Source organism: Streptomyces sp. NPDC050564, from assembly GCF_044457265.1.
Lineage (GTDB): Bacteria > Actinomycetota > Actinomycetes > Streptomycetales > Streptomycetaceae > Streptomyces.
Map to the genome: position 1 here is coordinate 1 of NZ_JBITGS010000087.1, position 14,769 is coordinate 14,769.

Annotated in this window: 14 protein-coding genes; 5 read left to right on the forward strand and 9 right to left on the reverse strand. The window is 69.7% G+C overall.

Going from position 1 to position 14,769, the window contains the following annotated elements; genetic code table 11:
- Window positions 1-119: 119 nt before the first annotated feature.
- The gene (locus ACIBK0_RS50770; RefSeq protein WP_399097017.1) at window positions 120-458 is read right to left on the reverse strand and encodes a hypothetical protein; all 339 of its coding nucleotides are present in this window, start codon (window positions 456-458) and stop codon (window positions 120-122) included.
- Window positions 459-1,045: 587 nt separating this feature from the next.
- On the opposite strand from ACIBK0_RS50770, the gene ACIBK0_RS50775 reads away from it, so the two are divergent.
- From ACIBK0_RS50775 to ACIBK0_RS50790, 4 genes are all read left to right on the forward strand, one after another.
- Window positions 1,046-1,591 carry a hypothetical protein gene (locus tag ACIBK0_RS50775; RefSeq protein WP_399097019.1) on the forward strand — a complete coding sequence of 182 codons (546 nt, stop codon included), beginning with the start codon at window positions 1,046-1,048 and terminating at the stop codon, window positions 1,589-1,591.
- A gap of 127 nt (window positions 1,592-1,718) precedes the next feature.
- Entirely contained in the window at window positions 1,719-2,024 is a 306-nt protein-coding gene (locus tag ACIBK0_RS50780; protein WP_399097022.1) for a DUF6247 family protein, read from the forward strand.
- Complete coding sequence (locus tag ACIBK0_RS50785) at window positions 2,021-2,281, forward strand: hypothetical protein (protein ID WP_399097025.1); 261 nt, start codon at window positions 2,021-2,023, stop codon at window positions 2,279-2,281. The genes ACIBK0_RS50780 and ACIBK0_RS50785 overlap by 4 nt, the downstream gene beginning before the upstream one ends.
- A gap of 576 nt (window positions 2,282-2,857) precedes the next feature.
- Window positions 2,858-3,145, forward strand: a complete 288-nt coding sequence (locus tag ACIBK0_RS50790; RefSeq protein ID WP_399097028.1) for a hypothetical protein — start codon at window positions 2,858-2,860, stop codon at window positions 3,143-3,145.
- Between the two features lie 1,432 nt (window positions 3,146-4,577).
- On the opposite strand, the gene ACIBK0_RS50795 is transcribed toward ACIBK0_RS50790, so the two are convergent.
- The 7 genes from ACIBK0_RS50795 to ACIBK0_RS50825 all read right to left on the reverse strand — a co-directional run bounded on the left by ACIBK0_RS50795 (window position 4,578) and on the right by ACIBK0_RS50825 (window position 12,406).
- The gene (locus ACIBK0_RS50795; protein WP_399097031.1) at window positions 4,578-5,465 is read right to left on the reverse strand and encodes an aminoglycoside phosphotransferase family protein; all 888 of its coding nucleotides are present in this window, start codon (window positions 5,463-5,465) and stop codon (window positions 4,578-4,580) included.
- A 131-nt stretch (window positions 5,466-5,596) separates the two neighbouring features.
- On the reverse strand, window positions 5,597-6,808 hold the full coding sequence (locus ACIBK0_RS50800) for a bifunctional class I SAM-dependent methyltransferase/NUDIX hydrolase (protein WP_399097034.1): 1,212 nt from the start codon (window positions 6,806-6,808) through the stop codon (window positions 5,597-5,599).
- A 79-nt stretch (window positions 6,809-6,887) separates the two neighbouring features.
- Window positions 6,888-7,292: a hypothetical protein gene (locus tag ACIBK0_RS50805; protein WP_399097037.1), complete on the reverse strand. Its 405-nt coding sequence runs from the start codon at window positions 7,290-7,292 to the stop codon at window positions 6,888-6,890.
- Complete coding sequence (locus tag ACIBK0_RS50810) at window positions 7,289-7,783, reverse strand: hypothetical protein (RefSeq protein ID WP_399097040.1); 495 nt, start codon at window positions 7,781-7,783, stop codon at window positions 7,289-7,291. The genes ACIBK0_RS50805 and ACIBK0_RS50810 overlap by 4 nt, the downstream gene beginning before the upstream one ends.
- A gap of 356 nt (window positions 7,784-8,139) precedes the next feature.
- Complete coding sequence (locus ACIBK0_RS50815; RefSeq protein ID WP_399097043.1) at window positions 8,140-10,074, reverse strand: ArnT family glycosyltransferase; 1,935 nt, start codon at window positions 10,072-10,074, stop codon at window positions 8,140-8,142.
- A gap of 56 nt (window positions 10,075-10,130) precedes the next feature.
- Window positions 10,131-10,766 carry a hypothetical protein gene (locus tag ACIBK0_RS50820; RefSeq protein ID WP_399097046.1) on the reverse strand — a complete coding sequence of 212 codons (636 nt, stop codon included), beginning with the start codon at window positions 10,764-10,766 and terminating at the stop codon, window positions 10,131-10,133.
- A gap of 296 nt (window positions 10,767-11,062) precedes the next feature.
- Window positions 11,063-12,406 (reverse strand): alpha/beta hydrolase family protein, encoded by a 1,344-nt coding sequence (locus tag ACIBK0_RS50825; protein WP_399097049.1) that lies wholly within the window; start codon window positions 12,404-12,406, stop codon window positions 11,063-11,065.
- A gap of 203 nt (window positions 12,407-12,609) precedes the next feature.
- Here ACIBK0_RS50825 and ACIBK0_RS50830 point away from each other — a divergent pair, with 203 nt between their 5' ends.
- Window positions 12,610-12,825, forward strand: coding sequence for a hypothetical protein (locus ACIBK0_RS50830; protein WP_399097051.1), 216 nt, complete (start codon window positions 12,610-12,612; stop codon window positions 12,823-12,825).
- 338 nt (window positions 12,826-13,163) lie between these two features.
- Here the strand turns inward: ACIBK0_RS50830 and ACIBK0_RS50835 are convergent, their stop codons facing one another.
- The gene (locus ACIBK0_RS50835) at window positions 13,164-14,573 is read right to left on the reverse strand and encodes an IS701 family transposase (RefSeq protein ID WP_399097054.1); all 1,410 of its coding nucleotides are present in this window, start codon (window positions 14,571-14,573) and stop codon (window positions 13,164-13,166) included.
- Window positions 14,574-14,769: the final 196 nt, after the last annotated feature.

Here is a 14,769-nt window from a genome sequence, read left to right on the forward strand (position 1 = left end):
CATCCAGCTCCGCCCCGACCTGATCGACGGCTGCCTTGCAGGCACCGGACTCACGCTCACCCACCAGCCGACAACAATCCGAAGAGCTCAGTAACTACCAACACGGGCCGGAGGAGCCGCTACTCGGCCGGCCCACGGCGCCACAGGGCCCGACGACGCCCCTCAGCGTCGGGAGGTGCCAGAGCAGGGCGCAGCGCCGCGTGGAAGGCCTCCAGAGCCCGTCCCATACGGTCGTCATCTCCGTAGCTCTCCGCGGCCGCCATGAACACCTCGTCGGCTGAGGCCGCGAGCCCCGGCTCCTCACGCCTCAGGAGCGGCGCGACGGCTGCCCCGAGTCGGCTCAGGGGTGCGGCCAGTCCCGCCGCGGACACCGCGCTGTCGTTGTCCCAGCGCTCCACCACGCGGCCCGCCTCTTCGAGAAGTGCCGGCACCGCGGCCGTCCCTCGCCTGCTGGACACGAGAGCAGCTGCTCCGCCCTCGTCAGGGCACGCAGCACGACCCGGGCCTTCGCTCCCCGGCCACCCCAGAGGTGATCGTGCGTGTTTCCCGCGACCTTGAGCGCGAGTACGGCCGTCACCAGCTCGTTGGCCTGAGCCTCGAGCGCTGCGCGGTCAGCCGCGGCATCCTTCCGTGCCTCCCTCTTCCGCGTACGCCGGTCGTTCTCCCACCCACCGATGAACACCAGCACGACGGCACCGACGGCACCGGCCGCTGTGTTGAGCAGTTCGCTGTTCACGTGCATGACGACTCAGCAGCGGCCCCACAAGTTTCCCGCCGTATCGGTCCTGTCCAACTTCGAGTGAGAACAGGATCAATTAGTGAAGGGAGGTGATTGCCATGGTGGAGTGCGGAACGTGCGGCCACCCGGGCGCGCACGCTGCCATCGTGCCGCCCGAGGGCTGGCCCAAGCGCTGCCCCGACTGTGCACGCTGTGCGGCGGAGGCCCGAGCCGAGCAGGAGCACGGCGAGTAGCCCAACTCTGTGCGCTGGATGCCGGGCAAGCCCAGCGCGACGAGCTGTCAGTCCTCGTTCATAGGATCACGGCATGTCTGATGCCTTCACCGTCTTGTGGACCCATGACACGTGCCGTGCTCTGCGCAGGGCGGGTCGTGTGGGCGAGCGGCCGCCGGTCGCCTTCAGCGGCGTCCATTCCTCCCTGCCCGCCTGGTCGGGTGCCCGTGGTGGGGACGAGGTGTACGCGCTGCATGTCAACCGGTGCGTCGTGTTCGTGGTGAGCCGGATGCGAGTGATCGACATGGAGCGGCGCGACTGCTGTGGCACCGCCCCCGCGACGTGGCAGGACCCGGCGTTTCCCGGGCACGGCGACTGGTCGATGCTCGGCGCTGGCGGCTGCGGCGCTGTGCCCGTGCACGTGGACGCGACGCCCGTACGCTTCGATACACCGATCCCCGGCAATCTCCTGGCGGGACTTACCTGGCGCAACCGCCGAGGCCAGACCCGCGGTCTGAAACATGTGGTGGACGGCCGGCTCGAACGCTCGGCCAGTCTTCAGGCGTTCTACCGTCTGACCCCCGAGTCCGCCGGCGAGTTGGCGGAGGTCGTCGGCACTACCGTGCGAACGGTCGCGTGACACGGCGGCACGGGAGGAAGCACGCGCAAACCCGACTCTGGTCGTGACCAGCGGCTTTTGACGGATCGTCTGGATGGCGGTGGGCGTTGGCGCGTACCGTGGCAGTGAGACCCGTTTGGAGGAGCCGATGAGCGCCCAGCCCGATCACGCTCCCGTCCCGTCGGCGCCGATCGCGCCGACCGCGGCCGCGCAGCTGCTCGCCCAACTCCGGCTCAGCACGCGCGCGGCTACGTGGGTGCCGGCGTTCGAGCAGGACTGGTCGCGGGCGCTGGAGGACTCCCGGCACTCCTACAGCCTCAGCCCGCTGCACGACGTCGTACGAACCTGGCAGGCCCGCCTCGAGACGGTCACCGCGGTGACCGATTTCCTGGCCTCCGGCAGGGACGACTCCGACGGCGTCGCCCTGGCCGACGCGCTCGGCGACCGGCGGTGAGCGATACGCCGTGGCCCGCCCGCCTGTCACCGAAGGCGCTGGCCGTCCTGGACCACCTGCCTGAGCACGCCCGCGCCATGCTGCGCGACGTGATGGACATCGCCGGCCGCGACCCGTGGTCCTTCCCGCCCTTCGACAGCCGCGACCCCGAAGGCGAGGACGTCCGGGCGGCCGCGGTCGGACATCTCACCGCCGTCTACTGGATCAACCGCCCGGCCGGACGCCTGTACGTCATCGACATCGTCTGGCTCGGATAGCCACCGCGCACCGGGTGCCTCCCTGGCCTGCGCAACGGCGGGTGCCGGTAAGAACGCTAAGCTGGCCGACCTGCTGCCGGAGTCCGGCGCATTACCCGATGACCAGACCGCCACCGTGGCTGTCACCTGGTCCCTGTCCATCCAACGCGCCAACCAGATCCGCCCGGCGGGCCTGGCCCGCCCCATGAGCACCTCGGACCACCGTCGGCCCATGCGATGCCAGTCGGCACCGCCCTCGGACTGCTCACCATCCTCCAGGAGCCAGACAGCGAGCGCGGTATCCAGTTCAGCACGCTGCTGTGTGCTCAACTCGGCGTACCGAACCCGCTCCAGCAGGCGGTGCACTGTAAGAGCCTGCCACCGGCCGAGGGTGTCCGAGCAGGACAGCGAGACTCGACTCCCCGGCCGATCCCTGCGCAGCCACCAGAGGGCAGCGGCGAGAGGCTCACTGGTCACCCCGTCCTCCGGCTCGCCGTCGAGAACGACGAGCCGATACAGCGCCGGAACGGACCTCTGCCACCGCCCCCAGTCAGAAGCGGGCCCGGCAGCCCCAGAGAACGCTTCCGGATGCAGGGCATGCAGGGCTCCCGAAGCCTGTTGCAGGGCGGTCCACTCGCTGGCGAACTCGGCGAACCCGTACTTGCCTGTCTCCAGAGCCGTACCCACCCTGATCAGGGCCTGATCGAGATCGGCGGCTGCATGATCCACGGACACGTAGGCCGCGAGGGCCAGTCGCTCTGCCTCCGCGTGGTGCTGGAGCCACCGGTCGCGGCGAGGGCCGCGACGCACCGGATCGGGCGCTGTCTGCTCTGCCTCGTGGTCAGCGAGGTAGGCCCAAAAGGCGTACCGAGCCTGGATCTGTAGACCCGCGCTCGCCCGCTCCGCTCGCCACGCGGCCTGGTTGCGGGGCCTGCCCTGAGGCCGTGCTGCGCAGACCGCGTGTCCCACAGGCGCCGATCCCCTCGAGCGCTCGGGTGCTGTTCCTGCCACATCGACGCCGTGTGCTGGTCGGCCGAGTTCAGCTGTCTCCTGGCCCGCCACTGGACAGCACGTGTCTGAGCCGCAGCCGCTGCCTCCGGGTCGCCGTCGAACCGGTCCTGCGCCCATGCATGCATGTCCTCACTTGAGGCCCCGACGAAGCCGGCGACCTCCGCCGCTTCCCGGCTACTGCGAATCGTCTCCAGCAGAAAGGACTCCGCCGCCTGCCGCAGCTCGGGAACTGCGTTGCTTGCCGCATGAAGACGCCGAAACCCCATCAAGTAGTAGGAAAATGGGCGTACCGCGGCGGGCATGCTGGAGTCCGAGTCGACGCTGTTCATGTGCCGCAGCAACTCTGAGAGTTCGGCCGCCGTGGCGCGGAACCGCTCCCAGCCCGCCTGGTCAACCAGGCCAGCGCGGGTGATGACCTCGGAGGGAGGTAGATGACGGAAGTAGGCGGCCCACTTCGCCGCAGCCGCGTCCCACGAGGAGACGCCTGTCCCCGGAGCCGACCCGACCGCGGCGCTCAAGACGCCTGCCAACCAACTCCCCGCCACAGTGAGAGGATCCCGCACCCCTGTCGCCTGACGACCCTCACGGCCCGGCGACGTCGCCAGCGCCCGCGTCGTGACCTCACGTGTCTCAAGAAGCGTGGAACCGTCCTCACCCAGTTCCAGCACCAGTCCGTGGAGGCCGGCGCGCTCACAGCCCAGCAGGTGGGCGAGGACGTGCGTGACCTCCGAGGTCACCCAGTGTGCCTCGACCTCGCCAGCGGCAGAGAGTCCCAGTACCGCGTAGTCCGGCGGCTGGGAGACGGGGGCGGCATCGGGCTGGCTCATCAGGTCGGCACTCCTTGGGACATCGCACGTCGCGCACTGATCACGCGACACGTCTGCACCAAGACTGCGAACCGCGCATTGCGATGTCTCCCTCCACCCAGAAGAAACCTCCGCTGCTCCCACCGGGCGCAACGACATCGGACAATTCCGCCCGCCTCACGGGAAGCGCCATGCCCTTCTCGACGGCACGGTGGGCCTCTTCGTGGTGCTGCGGTCCGGGCAGTCGGAGCAGGCCTGCCGGTGGCATGTCGGGCACCAGGGGCGGGTCGTAGGTGGAGCCGTCCTGCCAGCCCTTGCTATAGGCATGGATGACGTCACCGGTCCGTCCCCTGGGTTACCGACGAAATGCGGCTCGCCAGGTGACGGAATGCCGGTCGCGGAGTCTGCGGGCCGGTCGGCCAGCTCGCGTCCTGTCCGCTGTCATCCAATCGAGGCGTTTGACAGCGAACCCAGTCGTTTCGGATTCCTTGCTAGCGAACCTAGTCGGACTCCAAAATGCGGTCGAGTGTCCGGCGCCCCATTCTGCTCATCGTCGGATTGCTCTCGACGTAGTACCAGACAACACCCATGGCCTGTTCGAACGCCCATGCCTTGCCGCGCTCCCACTCCAGATCGTCACAGGCCAGTGTCTGCCGGAGCACTTCCCGCGGGCCTGGCTGCAACAGGTGCCAGGCACTGACCAGATCCAGCGCGGGGTCGGCCGGGCCGAAGCCGCCGGTGTCGAGTACGCCGCTGAGCCGGTCTCCCGCGACCAGTACGTTGCCGGGAATCAGGTCACCATGGCTCATCACGTCGGCAGCCGTGCGTGGCAACTCCCGGAGGTGGCTCCACACTTGGCGCAGCCGGGGCACGTCGAGCAGCCCCTCGCTCTCCTCGAAGCACTGCGCCATCCAGTCGTCGTGGTGAGCGAGAACGCCGCCACGGTTCTCGCCGCTGAAACGCCGCCCCCGCGTCTCGGCGTCCCGCAGGGCTGCGATGAAGGCCGCAAGGTCCTCGGCGAAAGCGTCCGACCCACTCGGGTCGGCATCGAAGGCGACCGTTCCCGGCAGCCATGTCTGGATCGACCACGGCATGGGGTATCCCGCTCCAGGCTTTCCCAGGGCGACGGGTTCCGGAACGGGGAACCGAGACACCTGTGCCAGCTCCGCGCTCGCCTGGGCTTCCCATTCCAGAACCGCCAGCGCCTCCGCGGCATCGGTCAGACGCAGCGGGAAACGCGCGGAGAGGTCGTCCCCGATGCGGAAGATGGCGTGGACCGTCCCGGTCGACGACAGGAGTTGGATCGCCTTGCCGCTCCACTGAGGGAACTGTTCTTGGATCAAGGTCGCAACGATGTCGGTGGTCACGTCCACTTGGTCATCGTGCATGGTCAATCTCGCAGGCCCTTCCACTAATCCAGTTCGAAACGACGGAAGCAGTCCAGATCAACTGAGACGACAGCCAGTATTCAGACGCCAGGTTCCAGATCAACTGAGATTTTTTCGGCCACCCAGGTGTCTCAACCGTTCTGGCCGAGCGACTCGGTACAGCAGTCAGACGCTGATCTGGCAGGGCTGGCGAACGGGTAGAAGGTGGCCACCGGGTGGTTGATCGCGAGTTCCGGCCGCCAGGCGGTAAGGCACTGGGCGCTCGGGATGAAGAGACCGTTCGGGAGCCGGTCGAGAGGGTGCCAGCGCCAGTCGCCCACGCTCTCGTTCGGCTGCGTTGCCGGATCACCGTTCCACTGGGTCACGACCGCGGGCACCGTCGTGCGTACGACGGGGCCTACCTGGTCCACGAGCACGCCGAGCAGGACGACGTCCTCCTCGCGGGCACGGCAGCCGGTCTCTTCGTAGAGCTCGCGGATGACCGCGTGTTCCAGGGATTCGCCGGGCTCCACGGTCCCGCCCGGGAGCTCGGTGGTCCCGCGGCGGTGGACTCCCAGCAGGAGTCCGCGGGGTCCGTGCAGGATCGCGCCGACCCCGAGCGCGGCGTTGGGCTCCGGCGGGCGGGTCGTGCGCGGCCGGCTGCTGGCGGAGGCGTGGCTGTGCGCGCGGTAGAAGCGGACGGAGACCGGATTGTCGTCCTCGTGCGCGTCGAGTACGTCGATCCCGTCGATGAGGAGGCCGTTGTCGACGCAGAGGTCCTCCCACAGCTTCGGGGTGAGCACCCACATCTCGACAGTCTGGTCCTGGCCGCCGGCGAGCGGCAGGATCTCCGCGCGCGGCGTGACGCTCGAAGAGGGCCCGTGCCCGTGGGAGTTGGTGTGCAAGACGGAGAAGGCGAGGCGCCCGCCGGGCTTCAGGGCCAGCCGGAGGGCGGGCAGCAGGCGATGGGGGTCGATGTAGCCGAAGCCGTGGATGGAGTAGATCACGTCGTAGGGCTCGGCCTGGTGCAGGTGGTCGACGGCGTCGGCGTGGATGAGGGTGAGACCCGGGAGGTCGCCGTAGCGGGCGAGGGCGCGTGCGTGCTGGCTGGCGGATGCTTCGACGGCGTCGACCGTGGCTCCGTGCTCGCGCACCAGGTGGGCGGCGTGTTTGCCCAGGCCGGAGCACAGGTCCAGGACGCGCAGGCCGGTCAGGTCGCCAAGGACTTCGGCGCCGGGGCCGGTCGGCCAGAATCCCCAGGAGATGCGGTCGATTTCCGGGATGTCGGTGCCTCGTTGCAGATGGTGGGTGCCGTACGTGGTCCAGGCGCGGGCGTTGACGGCTTCGGGCTCGGTGCTGTGCATGGCGCTCCTTGGCGTCGGGGGAGTGGCGGGGCCGCGCCGGCTGCACGGCCCCGCGTGGACCTCTGCTGGGGGCCGCGGGTCAGCGGTCCTGGGCGAGGGCGTACAGCTCGCCGAGCAAACTCCCCTCGGTCGCGACGAGTTCGTCGACCATCAGCTGCGGCAGGGCCTTCGCGACGGCGGTGAGCATCACAGCCGCGCCGATGCCGGACAGCAGCTGGCATACGACGATCGTCAGGGCCATGCGCCGGTCGACGTTCCAGGCCAGGCGCGCCGTATGGATCAGGGCCGCGGGGATGCGGCGGGCCATGTCCCACAAGGTGGCGTCGTCCATCGCGCGCCGGTATTTGCGCCCGTTGTAGTCGAGCTCCGGCGGTGCCGAGGGCTGCGGAGGGCCCGTCCGCGCGGCCGGGAGGGACGCCGCCTCGCCGCTGACGTCTGCTGCGCCGGCGGCCGGGGAGTCGATCTGGTTGTGCGGTGCGGTCATGCGAACACCCCCGCCATCAGCCGGTCCAGGGTGCGCCGTCCGCGTGCGGTGAGGTGGGGGTCGTCGAGCTTCGGTCCCCAGACCAGGCAGCTCACCGCGTCGATCGCCGCGAGGCACTTCAAGGCGTGCTGCTCCTCGACGGTGAGGTTGCGGCCGTAGCCCTGGAGGCACTCGGCGCGCAGGTCGGGCCGATCGGTCCAGGTGGAGCAGGCCATCAGCACGAAGAACCGGCTCTCCTCTTCCATCGCCGGCTGCCCCGACGCTTCCACCACTCCGGCTTCCCCCGACTCGACCCCGGCCCGTGGCTCCGTGACCGCCTCGCCGCCCGACAGGATCTCCGTCATCGTCTCCCGGGTGATCTCCAGACGGGATAGCACCGTCTCCTGCTCGGCAAGGCGTTCGGTCAACTCCTCAAGCCGAGCGCGCAGTTCACCGATCTCCTCCCGCGTGGCAGCCTCTCGCCGCTCGATCTCCTCCAGCCACGACACCATCGCCGCCACCCCCGGAATCCGGTCACCCGACACCACGACGATCGAGCAACCAACCCTCGGTCAGCAACCACGCAGGTCAAAGCTCCCTACGGAAGAGCTGCACCCGCGAGCATCTCGCTGCACATCTCGACGCACTAGGAAAGCCCTTCTTCCATGCCCTCGCACCGGCCAACTCGCCTGAACCAGGCCGCTGTTCGAACCCTGCGGGTCTGTAAAGCGAGCGGATAGAGAACAGCCAGTTACGGGCGCGCTTTGGCGTGGGCCTGCACAGGGGTTCCTTGCGGGCGGCGCGGTAGCTGTGTTGGGCCGTCGGCACTCGGCCGTTGACCACGATTCCTGGCTTCGGGTGCGTCGCCTCACTGCTGGGGGGTGCAGTCGTAGAGGAAGAAGCTGCCGTCGGTGCGGCGGGCGTAGGCGGTGGGCCGGATGCGGGTGCAGTGGGACTTCACCCACGTGGTGGCGGAAGTGGTGGGGCGCTGGGTGGTGAGGAGCGCATAGCGCAGCTGGTGGGTGGCGACGAGGTTGCCGACTTGCTGGTCGGTGGGGAAGGGGGTGCTCCCGGTGAAGCCGCCCATGACGAGGATGGGTTCGGACTTCGCGCGCAGCAAGGGCTCGGCGGTGTAGGCGGCCTGGGTGGCGAGTAGGTACTTCTCGCCGTGGCGGTGCGTGGTGAGGTAGTCGAGCAGGGCGGTATCGCGGGCGTTGGGCCGGTCGAGCCCTCTCCTTCGTGGAGCGTGGCGGGGATGCTTGTAGTACGACTTGCCGACCGGGCCGGCCATCGGCGAGGTGACGGCGCCCGCATAGAGCGGGTTGAGGCCGGAGAGGGCCCAACCGGCCGGTACGACCAGGGTCGCCGCGATCCCGGCGGCGAGGGCGGCGTGGATCATCCGCGGGGAGGTGCGCGGTCCGCGGCTCCACAGGCCCACCACGCCGCACAGCGCGAGCATCACGGCGACCGGCAGTAGCCAGGAGACGAATCGGGTCGGCCAGTCGAGCACCAGCGCCCACACCACCGTCAGCACGATCGCCGCCGGCAGGGCCAGGTGCCGCCGGCCGCCCGCTTCGTGCTCCGCCGCCAGCACCGGTTCGTACCTCGCCTCGTACTCCGATCGGAAGAGCGCGAGCCCGCCGCCGGCCAGCGCGGCGAGCGCCGGGGCGATGACGGCCGTGTAGTAGGCGTGGTTGCCGTTGGAGGCGCTGAACACCAGGGTGTGCACGGCCAGCCAGCCACCCCACATCACAAATCCCGCGCGCAGCAGGTCGGTTCGCGGTTGCCCGGCGCGCCAGACGACGCCCAGGACCGTGGCGAGCACGGCGAGCGGCAGGAACCAGGCGACCTGCGGGCCGACCGTGTGGTTGATCAGCATGTCCCAGCCCGTGTTGCCCGTGGTGCGGCTGGCGGCGGTGCCCGCGACGGAGCCGAACGCGGTGGAGTCGCTGCTGAAGCGGCTCAGGCCGTTGTAGCCGAAGACGAGGGTGAACGGATCGTTGTTGGACGTGCCGTCGAGGTACGGGCGGCTCGCGGCCGGTGTCGCCCAGGCGATCAGCGCCCAGGAGCAGGAGACCGCCAGCGCGACCGCTCCGGCCAGCATGACGCGCAGCGCCCGCTTCAACCGAGTTCCGGGTGCGGCGAGTTGGTAGACCGCGGCACAAACCGGCAACACCAGCCACGCCTGCAGCATCTTCGCCTGGAAGGCGAGCCCGACCCAGACCCCGCAGGTGAGCAGCGGCAGCAGCCGCTCGGTGCGCACCGCCTTCTGCAGCGCGCCGGCGGCCGCCACCAGGAGCAGGGTGAGCGCGGTGTCCGGGATGGTGGCCCGGTTGAGCACCACGGTCACCGGGGTGAGGGTGAGCGTCAGCGCGGCGATCAGCGCGGCCAACGGACCGGCCCAGGGCCGCACGATCCGGTGCAACAGCCATACGGTGAGCACGCCCTCGACGACCTGCGGAAGCGCGGCTGCCCAGGTGTGCGGGCCGAAGAGCCAGACGGAGACGGCGTCGGGCCAGAAGGCACCGGGCAGTTTGTCGATGCTAATCGACCCGCTCGCGTCGAGCCCGCCGAAGAAGAAAGCACGCCAGCTGCCGGCCATCGACCGTATCGCGGCGCCGTAGAAGGGGTGGAGCGCGGCGTGCCCGAGACCCCAGGAGTACAGCACGGTGGCGACGACCAGTACCGCGGCGAGCGCCGGGCGCTCCCAGTGCCGGGCGTCTTCCGGCAGGCCGGAGCTGCGGCCTGCCCTCCGGCGGCCTCGGTGCGCTCCGGTGGGCCGGGCGGCGGGGATTGCGGTCATGGCGGTGGTCCTCGGATCAGCAGGTCAGGTGAGGCGGCGGTGTACGGGCGGGGGGATCACAGTCGGCGGGCCGCGCGGAAGCCGCGGGCGTAGAAGTCGGCGCCGTCCAGCAGGGAGTGGCCGGACATGTCGCCCATGGTCGGGCCGTTGGCGGCGGAGCGGCTGGAGTAGAAGCGGTGTCGGCCCTGGTCGTCGAGGCCCATGTACATGCCGCAGTGGTCCTGGTCGGGGTCCTCCTGCTGCGCGGGCAGCGTGAGCCTGGATAAGTACAGCAGTTGCGGCGTGCCGCCCGACGTCACCAGCCGGGGCGGAATCGCCCCGTGCCCAGATGCCGTTCTGGCGTTCACCCCGGCCAGCGGCACTGTCTTGCCGCCGGCCGCCACTAATTTGCCGGTGTGCCGGTCGAGCAGTGCGTCGCCGAGAACCGTCTTTCTGGCAGAGGTCAGCGCCTTGAGCGTGGTCGCGGGGGTCGATGTGCTCGTCGCCGCGGAGGCGCCCGCCGCACGGCGTACCGTGCTCGCCTCGGCGTCGATCGCGGTACGCAGCGACTGGGCGGTGTCCGCGGCGATCTGCTGCTCCCCGTTCAGCACGGCCTGCGGGATGGGGGCGGCGCGGACGCCGTCGATGCCGATCATGGTCAGGGCGGCGACCACCAGCAGGAGTACGACAAGTGAGGCTATCGGCGGGCGCACCCCGCCAAGCATCGGTATATCGGCGCGGCGGCGGATGCGGTGTCGGCGCGGCGCTCGGGGTGCGGAGGGCAGGGGAGCGGATCCTTCCTCAACTGGCGCCGAGCGCCCAAATGTTCGATGGAGCGAACATCCTAGCCCCCGACTGTCACATCACCATCACATGTTCGCCCAACGTGTCGTACGAGTTGACGGAACCCCTGGGCGGCGGCGACCCATGCGAGACCGCCACCCCCGACATGCGAAGGGCCGACCCGCGAACGGGCCCGGCCCTTCGCATGCCCGGACAGCTTGTCCGGTCAACGGACGAAAGAGATCTCCGGGTACTTGTCGGCGGGCCCGCCGAGCAGGGTGCTGTGCTTGTGACGCAGCTCCTGGTCGAAGAAAGCGGCGAGGTAGACGCGCTGGACCTGGACCGCCCGGTTCGGGTCGATCGTGCCGTACTGCTGCTGGAGCTGAGCCTGGGAGAGCCCGAGCAGGCCCGCCTCCTGCGGCACCATCCACTCCTGGTCGCTGAACGACAGGTGCGCCGCGCCATGGAGCTTGATGTCGACCCGGTACCCCTTCAGATGCGACCACAGCGTGCGCCACGAACCGTCGTTGTTGCGGTTGTGGGTGCCCGAGCTGAAGAGCATGAAGGGACGGTCCAGGTCCTTGCTCGGCGCCGTCCCGAAGAACTGGCCGTCCAGGTTGGCACCGGCATCGATGCGCTTGTCGAGCTGCATGGCGGTGTCGACCGCCGCGCCGCCCAGCGACCAGCCGAACATCCCGATACGGGACGTGTCCACCGACTGGGCCAGCCCGGCGGGGAGCGTCGCGTGGCCGGCGTCCGGATTGCCGCCACTGCTGATCTTCCCGAGGGCGTTGATGACGAACTTGATGTCGGCCGCGCGCACCTTGAGTGTGTCGGAGGAGTGCGTGCCCGACGGCATCCTGTTGACCTCGAGCCGGTTGCCGGGGAACTGCACCTCGTTGGCGTCGTGGGTGTGGTCCACGGTGACGACGAGGTAGCCCCGGCTGGCGAGATCCTGGGCGAGCGCGGTGCCCATGGCGCGGTCCGAGTGCAGCCCGGTCGAGTACAGCAGGACGGGCAGCTTGCCGAGCGAGGTCTTCACCGGGGCGAGGACATGGCCCGCGGTCTTCGGCAGGGTTACCTGCTGCGGCGACAGTCCGCGCGAGGCGAGGAAGTGGGCCCCGGAGATCGACGGCTGCCACGGCGCTTGATAGTGCCCGGACGTGGCGGTGGCCGGATACCAGAGCGACACCATCACCTCGCGCTTGCCGCCCACATACGGATCCGTGCGGGACGAGTCGACGAGGTGCAGGCCGACCATGCCCACGCTGTGCGGCCCGGTCGGCGCGGGCATCTTGAGCTGCAGAGCGGACGCGGCCGTGCGGCTGGACGTGAACGCTTCAGCGCCTGCCGACTTCTGGGAGAGCGGCGCCTCGTCGTTCTGGGGCGCCCAGTCCGTGTTCGGGTCGGGATCGTCGGGCGAGAACCCGGTGGCCGTAGGCGTTTTGGACGCATTCCCGGCGGCCATCGCCGGCGTCATCCCCACACCCAGCGCGACGGCCAGCGCACCCGCCGAACCGACCGCTCTGGCGATCGCTCTACGACGTGGGCGCGGGCGGCGGTGCTTCATGGAACCCCCTTGTTGGTCAGCGATCGTAGAACGCGCGATCGACTGCCGCATACCGTACCGTCGCAGCGTCGGGCGAAGTTGCGCACCCACGAAGAGAGATGGGTGCGGTTCCTCTGAAGGGAAAGGTCGAGCTGAAGGAAGGCTGAGCGGGGCTGTGCTCGGGGCTGCTCGTCTCTACCGTGGTGGTGGAGGAGGGGTAGCGGATGGGCTCGCTGTTCGAGGAGTTGGAAGCGCGCGAGGCGGCTGCCCGGGTGCGGGTGGAGGAGCTCGAAGCCGAGCTCGCCGAGCTGTCCGGGAGACTGGATCTGGCGCGGGAGAGCCTGGAACGGTTGCGGATCGCGCGGGAGATGGTCGCCGAGGTGCTCGCGGAGATGACCCCGGAGAAGTCGGCGGTGGGTATCGATGCCGACCGTGGGTGAGCCGGTGGCGTCTGCGTATGCGGGGGTCGAGCGGCGGGTGATCGGGGTGCTGACCGTCCCGAACTGGCAGCCGGGGATGGGGGCGGAGGTCCTGCCGCAGCTGTATCGGGACATTCTGGAGGTGGTGGCGGACGCGCCGGGGCCGGTCCGCGCCAAGCAGATCGTGCCGAGGATCGGACTGCCGGCCGAGACCGGGAAGATCGAGGGCACGCGGTCGAAACTGAAGCGGCTGGTGGAGCGCGGCTGGCTGGACGAGGATGTCCCCGGCCTGTTCACTTTGGCCCGCCGCCGGGCGGCCGTTTCGCCTACCGGTAGTTCGTTAAATCCGGCAGTAGAGATCAATGCCGTGTCCGGTGGTGACCGTGTCGAGCAGGGCCTGGAGTTCGGAGGGTGGGTCCTTGTCCGTCCAGGCTCGCCACCATCGGTTGAGGGTGATGGCGGGGGTGAGCCAGGAACGGATGGCGCGTAAGGCCCTGGGCCAGCAAGGCTGTTGGGGCCGGTGGGGTTCGGTAGGTCCCCCTCTCTGGCCCGTCGTTGGGGCACGGGTCCGGCGCGGTGGCATCCAGGGGTCCGGGTGGGGCGAACCATTGGTCCCAGCAGAAGGAGAAGGCGCAGTTGACCAGGGTCTGGTGGCGGCGGATGGCGCGGTCGGAGCGGACTTGGAAGTCGGCCCAGCCGAGTTCGTCCTTGACCTGCTTGTAGCTCTGCTCGATCCACGGCCGCAGGCCGTAGAGGCGGACGATCTCGGCGAGGTCGGCCGGCGGGTGCGGGCCGGTGGTGGCATGTGGTGCGTCGGGGTGGGGCAGGTTGGTGGCCAGGTACCAGGTGGCCTTCTCCGGCAGGCCGGCCGGGTCGGTGGTGGCCACGACCAGCCGGCAGGGTGAGTCGGGACCGTAGCCGGCCAGGCGGGCGTCAGCGGCCCACCAGGTCTCGGTGTGCCCGTCGCGGAAGTGACGCTCCACGGGCGTCCAGTCGCCGGGATGTTTGGCATCGCGCCATTTCAGGGCGTGTGCGGCTTCGATGGGGGTGTGCGGTTGGTCGACCGGAGCCCAGGTGCCGCGGTGCGGCTTGAGCGCGACCACGTAGGCCAGGCCGGCCTCGCGCAGTGCGAGGTACCAGTCGTCGCTGACGGAGTAGGCGCAGTCGGCGACCACCGCCCGGCAGCCGAAGCCCGCCTCCTTGCCGCGGGCCGCGAGAGCAGCGGACAGTTGAGGTTTCGTGCGGAAGGCCGGGTCGGACCGGCCGCGGGCGAAGCGGTGGGCGGGGGTGTAAGGAGTCGCGTGCAGCGGGTAGTACACACGGCCGTCGGTCCACACCGTGGTCACCGTGACGATGCCGTTGTCCGTCTTGCCCAACCGGCCCAGCCACTGCCGGCCCACATGCGCGGTCGCCGTGCCGTCCTTGCGGTCCCCGGAATCGTCGATCACGATGACCCCACCGTCGTGCGGAGCCGTCGCCGACTGCTCGCGCAGCAGCTCAAGCCGCCGGTCGTTGACCAGCTCGGCCTCCCAGGGCGACTCGGACAGGAAGAACTGCAGCCGCTGCACCCCCGGCATCCCCGCACCGGCCACCGGCTCCGCCCCTGCCAGGCAGGTGATCGTCTTGTTCCGCTCCCGCGGCGCCAGCAGCCCGGTCAGGTACTCGCGAAAACCCCGCCGCTGGGCCAGGCTGAAGAAGAGGTCGTCGAACCGGGCGGCGTACTCCTCCAACGGCCCCGGCGCGGGCGGACACGGACGGCGAGCGGTCATCTTCAGCCCCCAGCAAGGCAGTTGACTCCTCCTTCCACCGGCCTACGGCCAACCCGACCTGTCGTCAACCCACACCAACCGCCGGAATTAACGAACTACCGCTACTGAGCTCTTCGGATTGTTGTCGGCTGGTGGGTGAGCGTGAGTCCGGTGCCTGCAAGGCAGCCGTCGATCAGGTCGGGGCGGAGCTGGATGT

Bases quoted from the DNA above. Each gene is read 5' to 3' on its own strand.
- ACIBK0_RS50775 (WP_399097019.1), top strand. From the start codon at position 1,046: ATGTCTGATGCCTTCACCGTCTTGTGGACCCATGACACGTGCCGTGCT.
- ACIBK0_RS50780 (WP_399097022.1), top strand. From the start codon at position 1,719: ATGAGCGCCCAGCCCGATCACGCTCCCGTCCCGTCGGCGCCGATCGCG.
- ACIBK0_RS50790 (WP_399097028.1), top strand. From the start codon at position 2,858: ATGCAGGGCTCCCGAAGCCTGTTGCAGGGCGGTCCACTCGCTGGCGAA.
- ACIBK0_RS50795 (WP_399097031.1), bottom strand. From the start codon at position 5,465: ATGCACGATGACCAAGTGGACGTGACCACCGACATCGTTGCGACCTTG.
- ACIBK0_RS50800 (WP_399097034.1), bottom strand. From the start codon at position 6,808: ATGCACAGCACCGAGCCCGAAGCCGTCAACGCCCGCGCCTGGACCACG.
- ACIBK0_RS50805 (WP_399097037.1), bottom strand. From the start codon at position 7,292: ATGACCGCACCGCACAACCAGATCGACTCCCCGGCCGCCGGCGCAGCA.
- ACIBK0_RS50810 (WP_399097040.1), bottom strand. From the start codon at position 7,783: ATGGTGTCGTGGCTGGAGGAGATCGAGCGGCGAGAGGCTGCCACGCGG.
- ACIBK0_RS50815 (WP_399097043.1), bottom strand. From the start codon at position 10,074: ATGACCGCAATCCCCGCCGCCCGGCCCACCGGAGCGCACCGAGGCCGC.
- ACIBK0_RS50825 (WP_399097049.1), bottom strand. From the start codon at position 12,406: ATGAAGCACCGCCGCCCGCGCCCACGTCGTAGAGCGATCGCCAGAGCG.
- ACIBK0_RS50830 (WP_399097051.1), top strand. From the start codon at position 12,610: ATGGGCTCGCTGTTCGAGGAGTTGGAAGCGCGCGAGGCGGCTGCCCGG.
- ACIBK0_RS50835 (WP_399097054.1), bottom strand. From the start codon at position 14,573: ATGACCGCTCGCCGTCCGTGTCCGCCCGCGCCGGGGCCGTTGGAGGAG.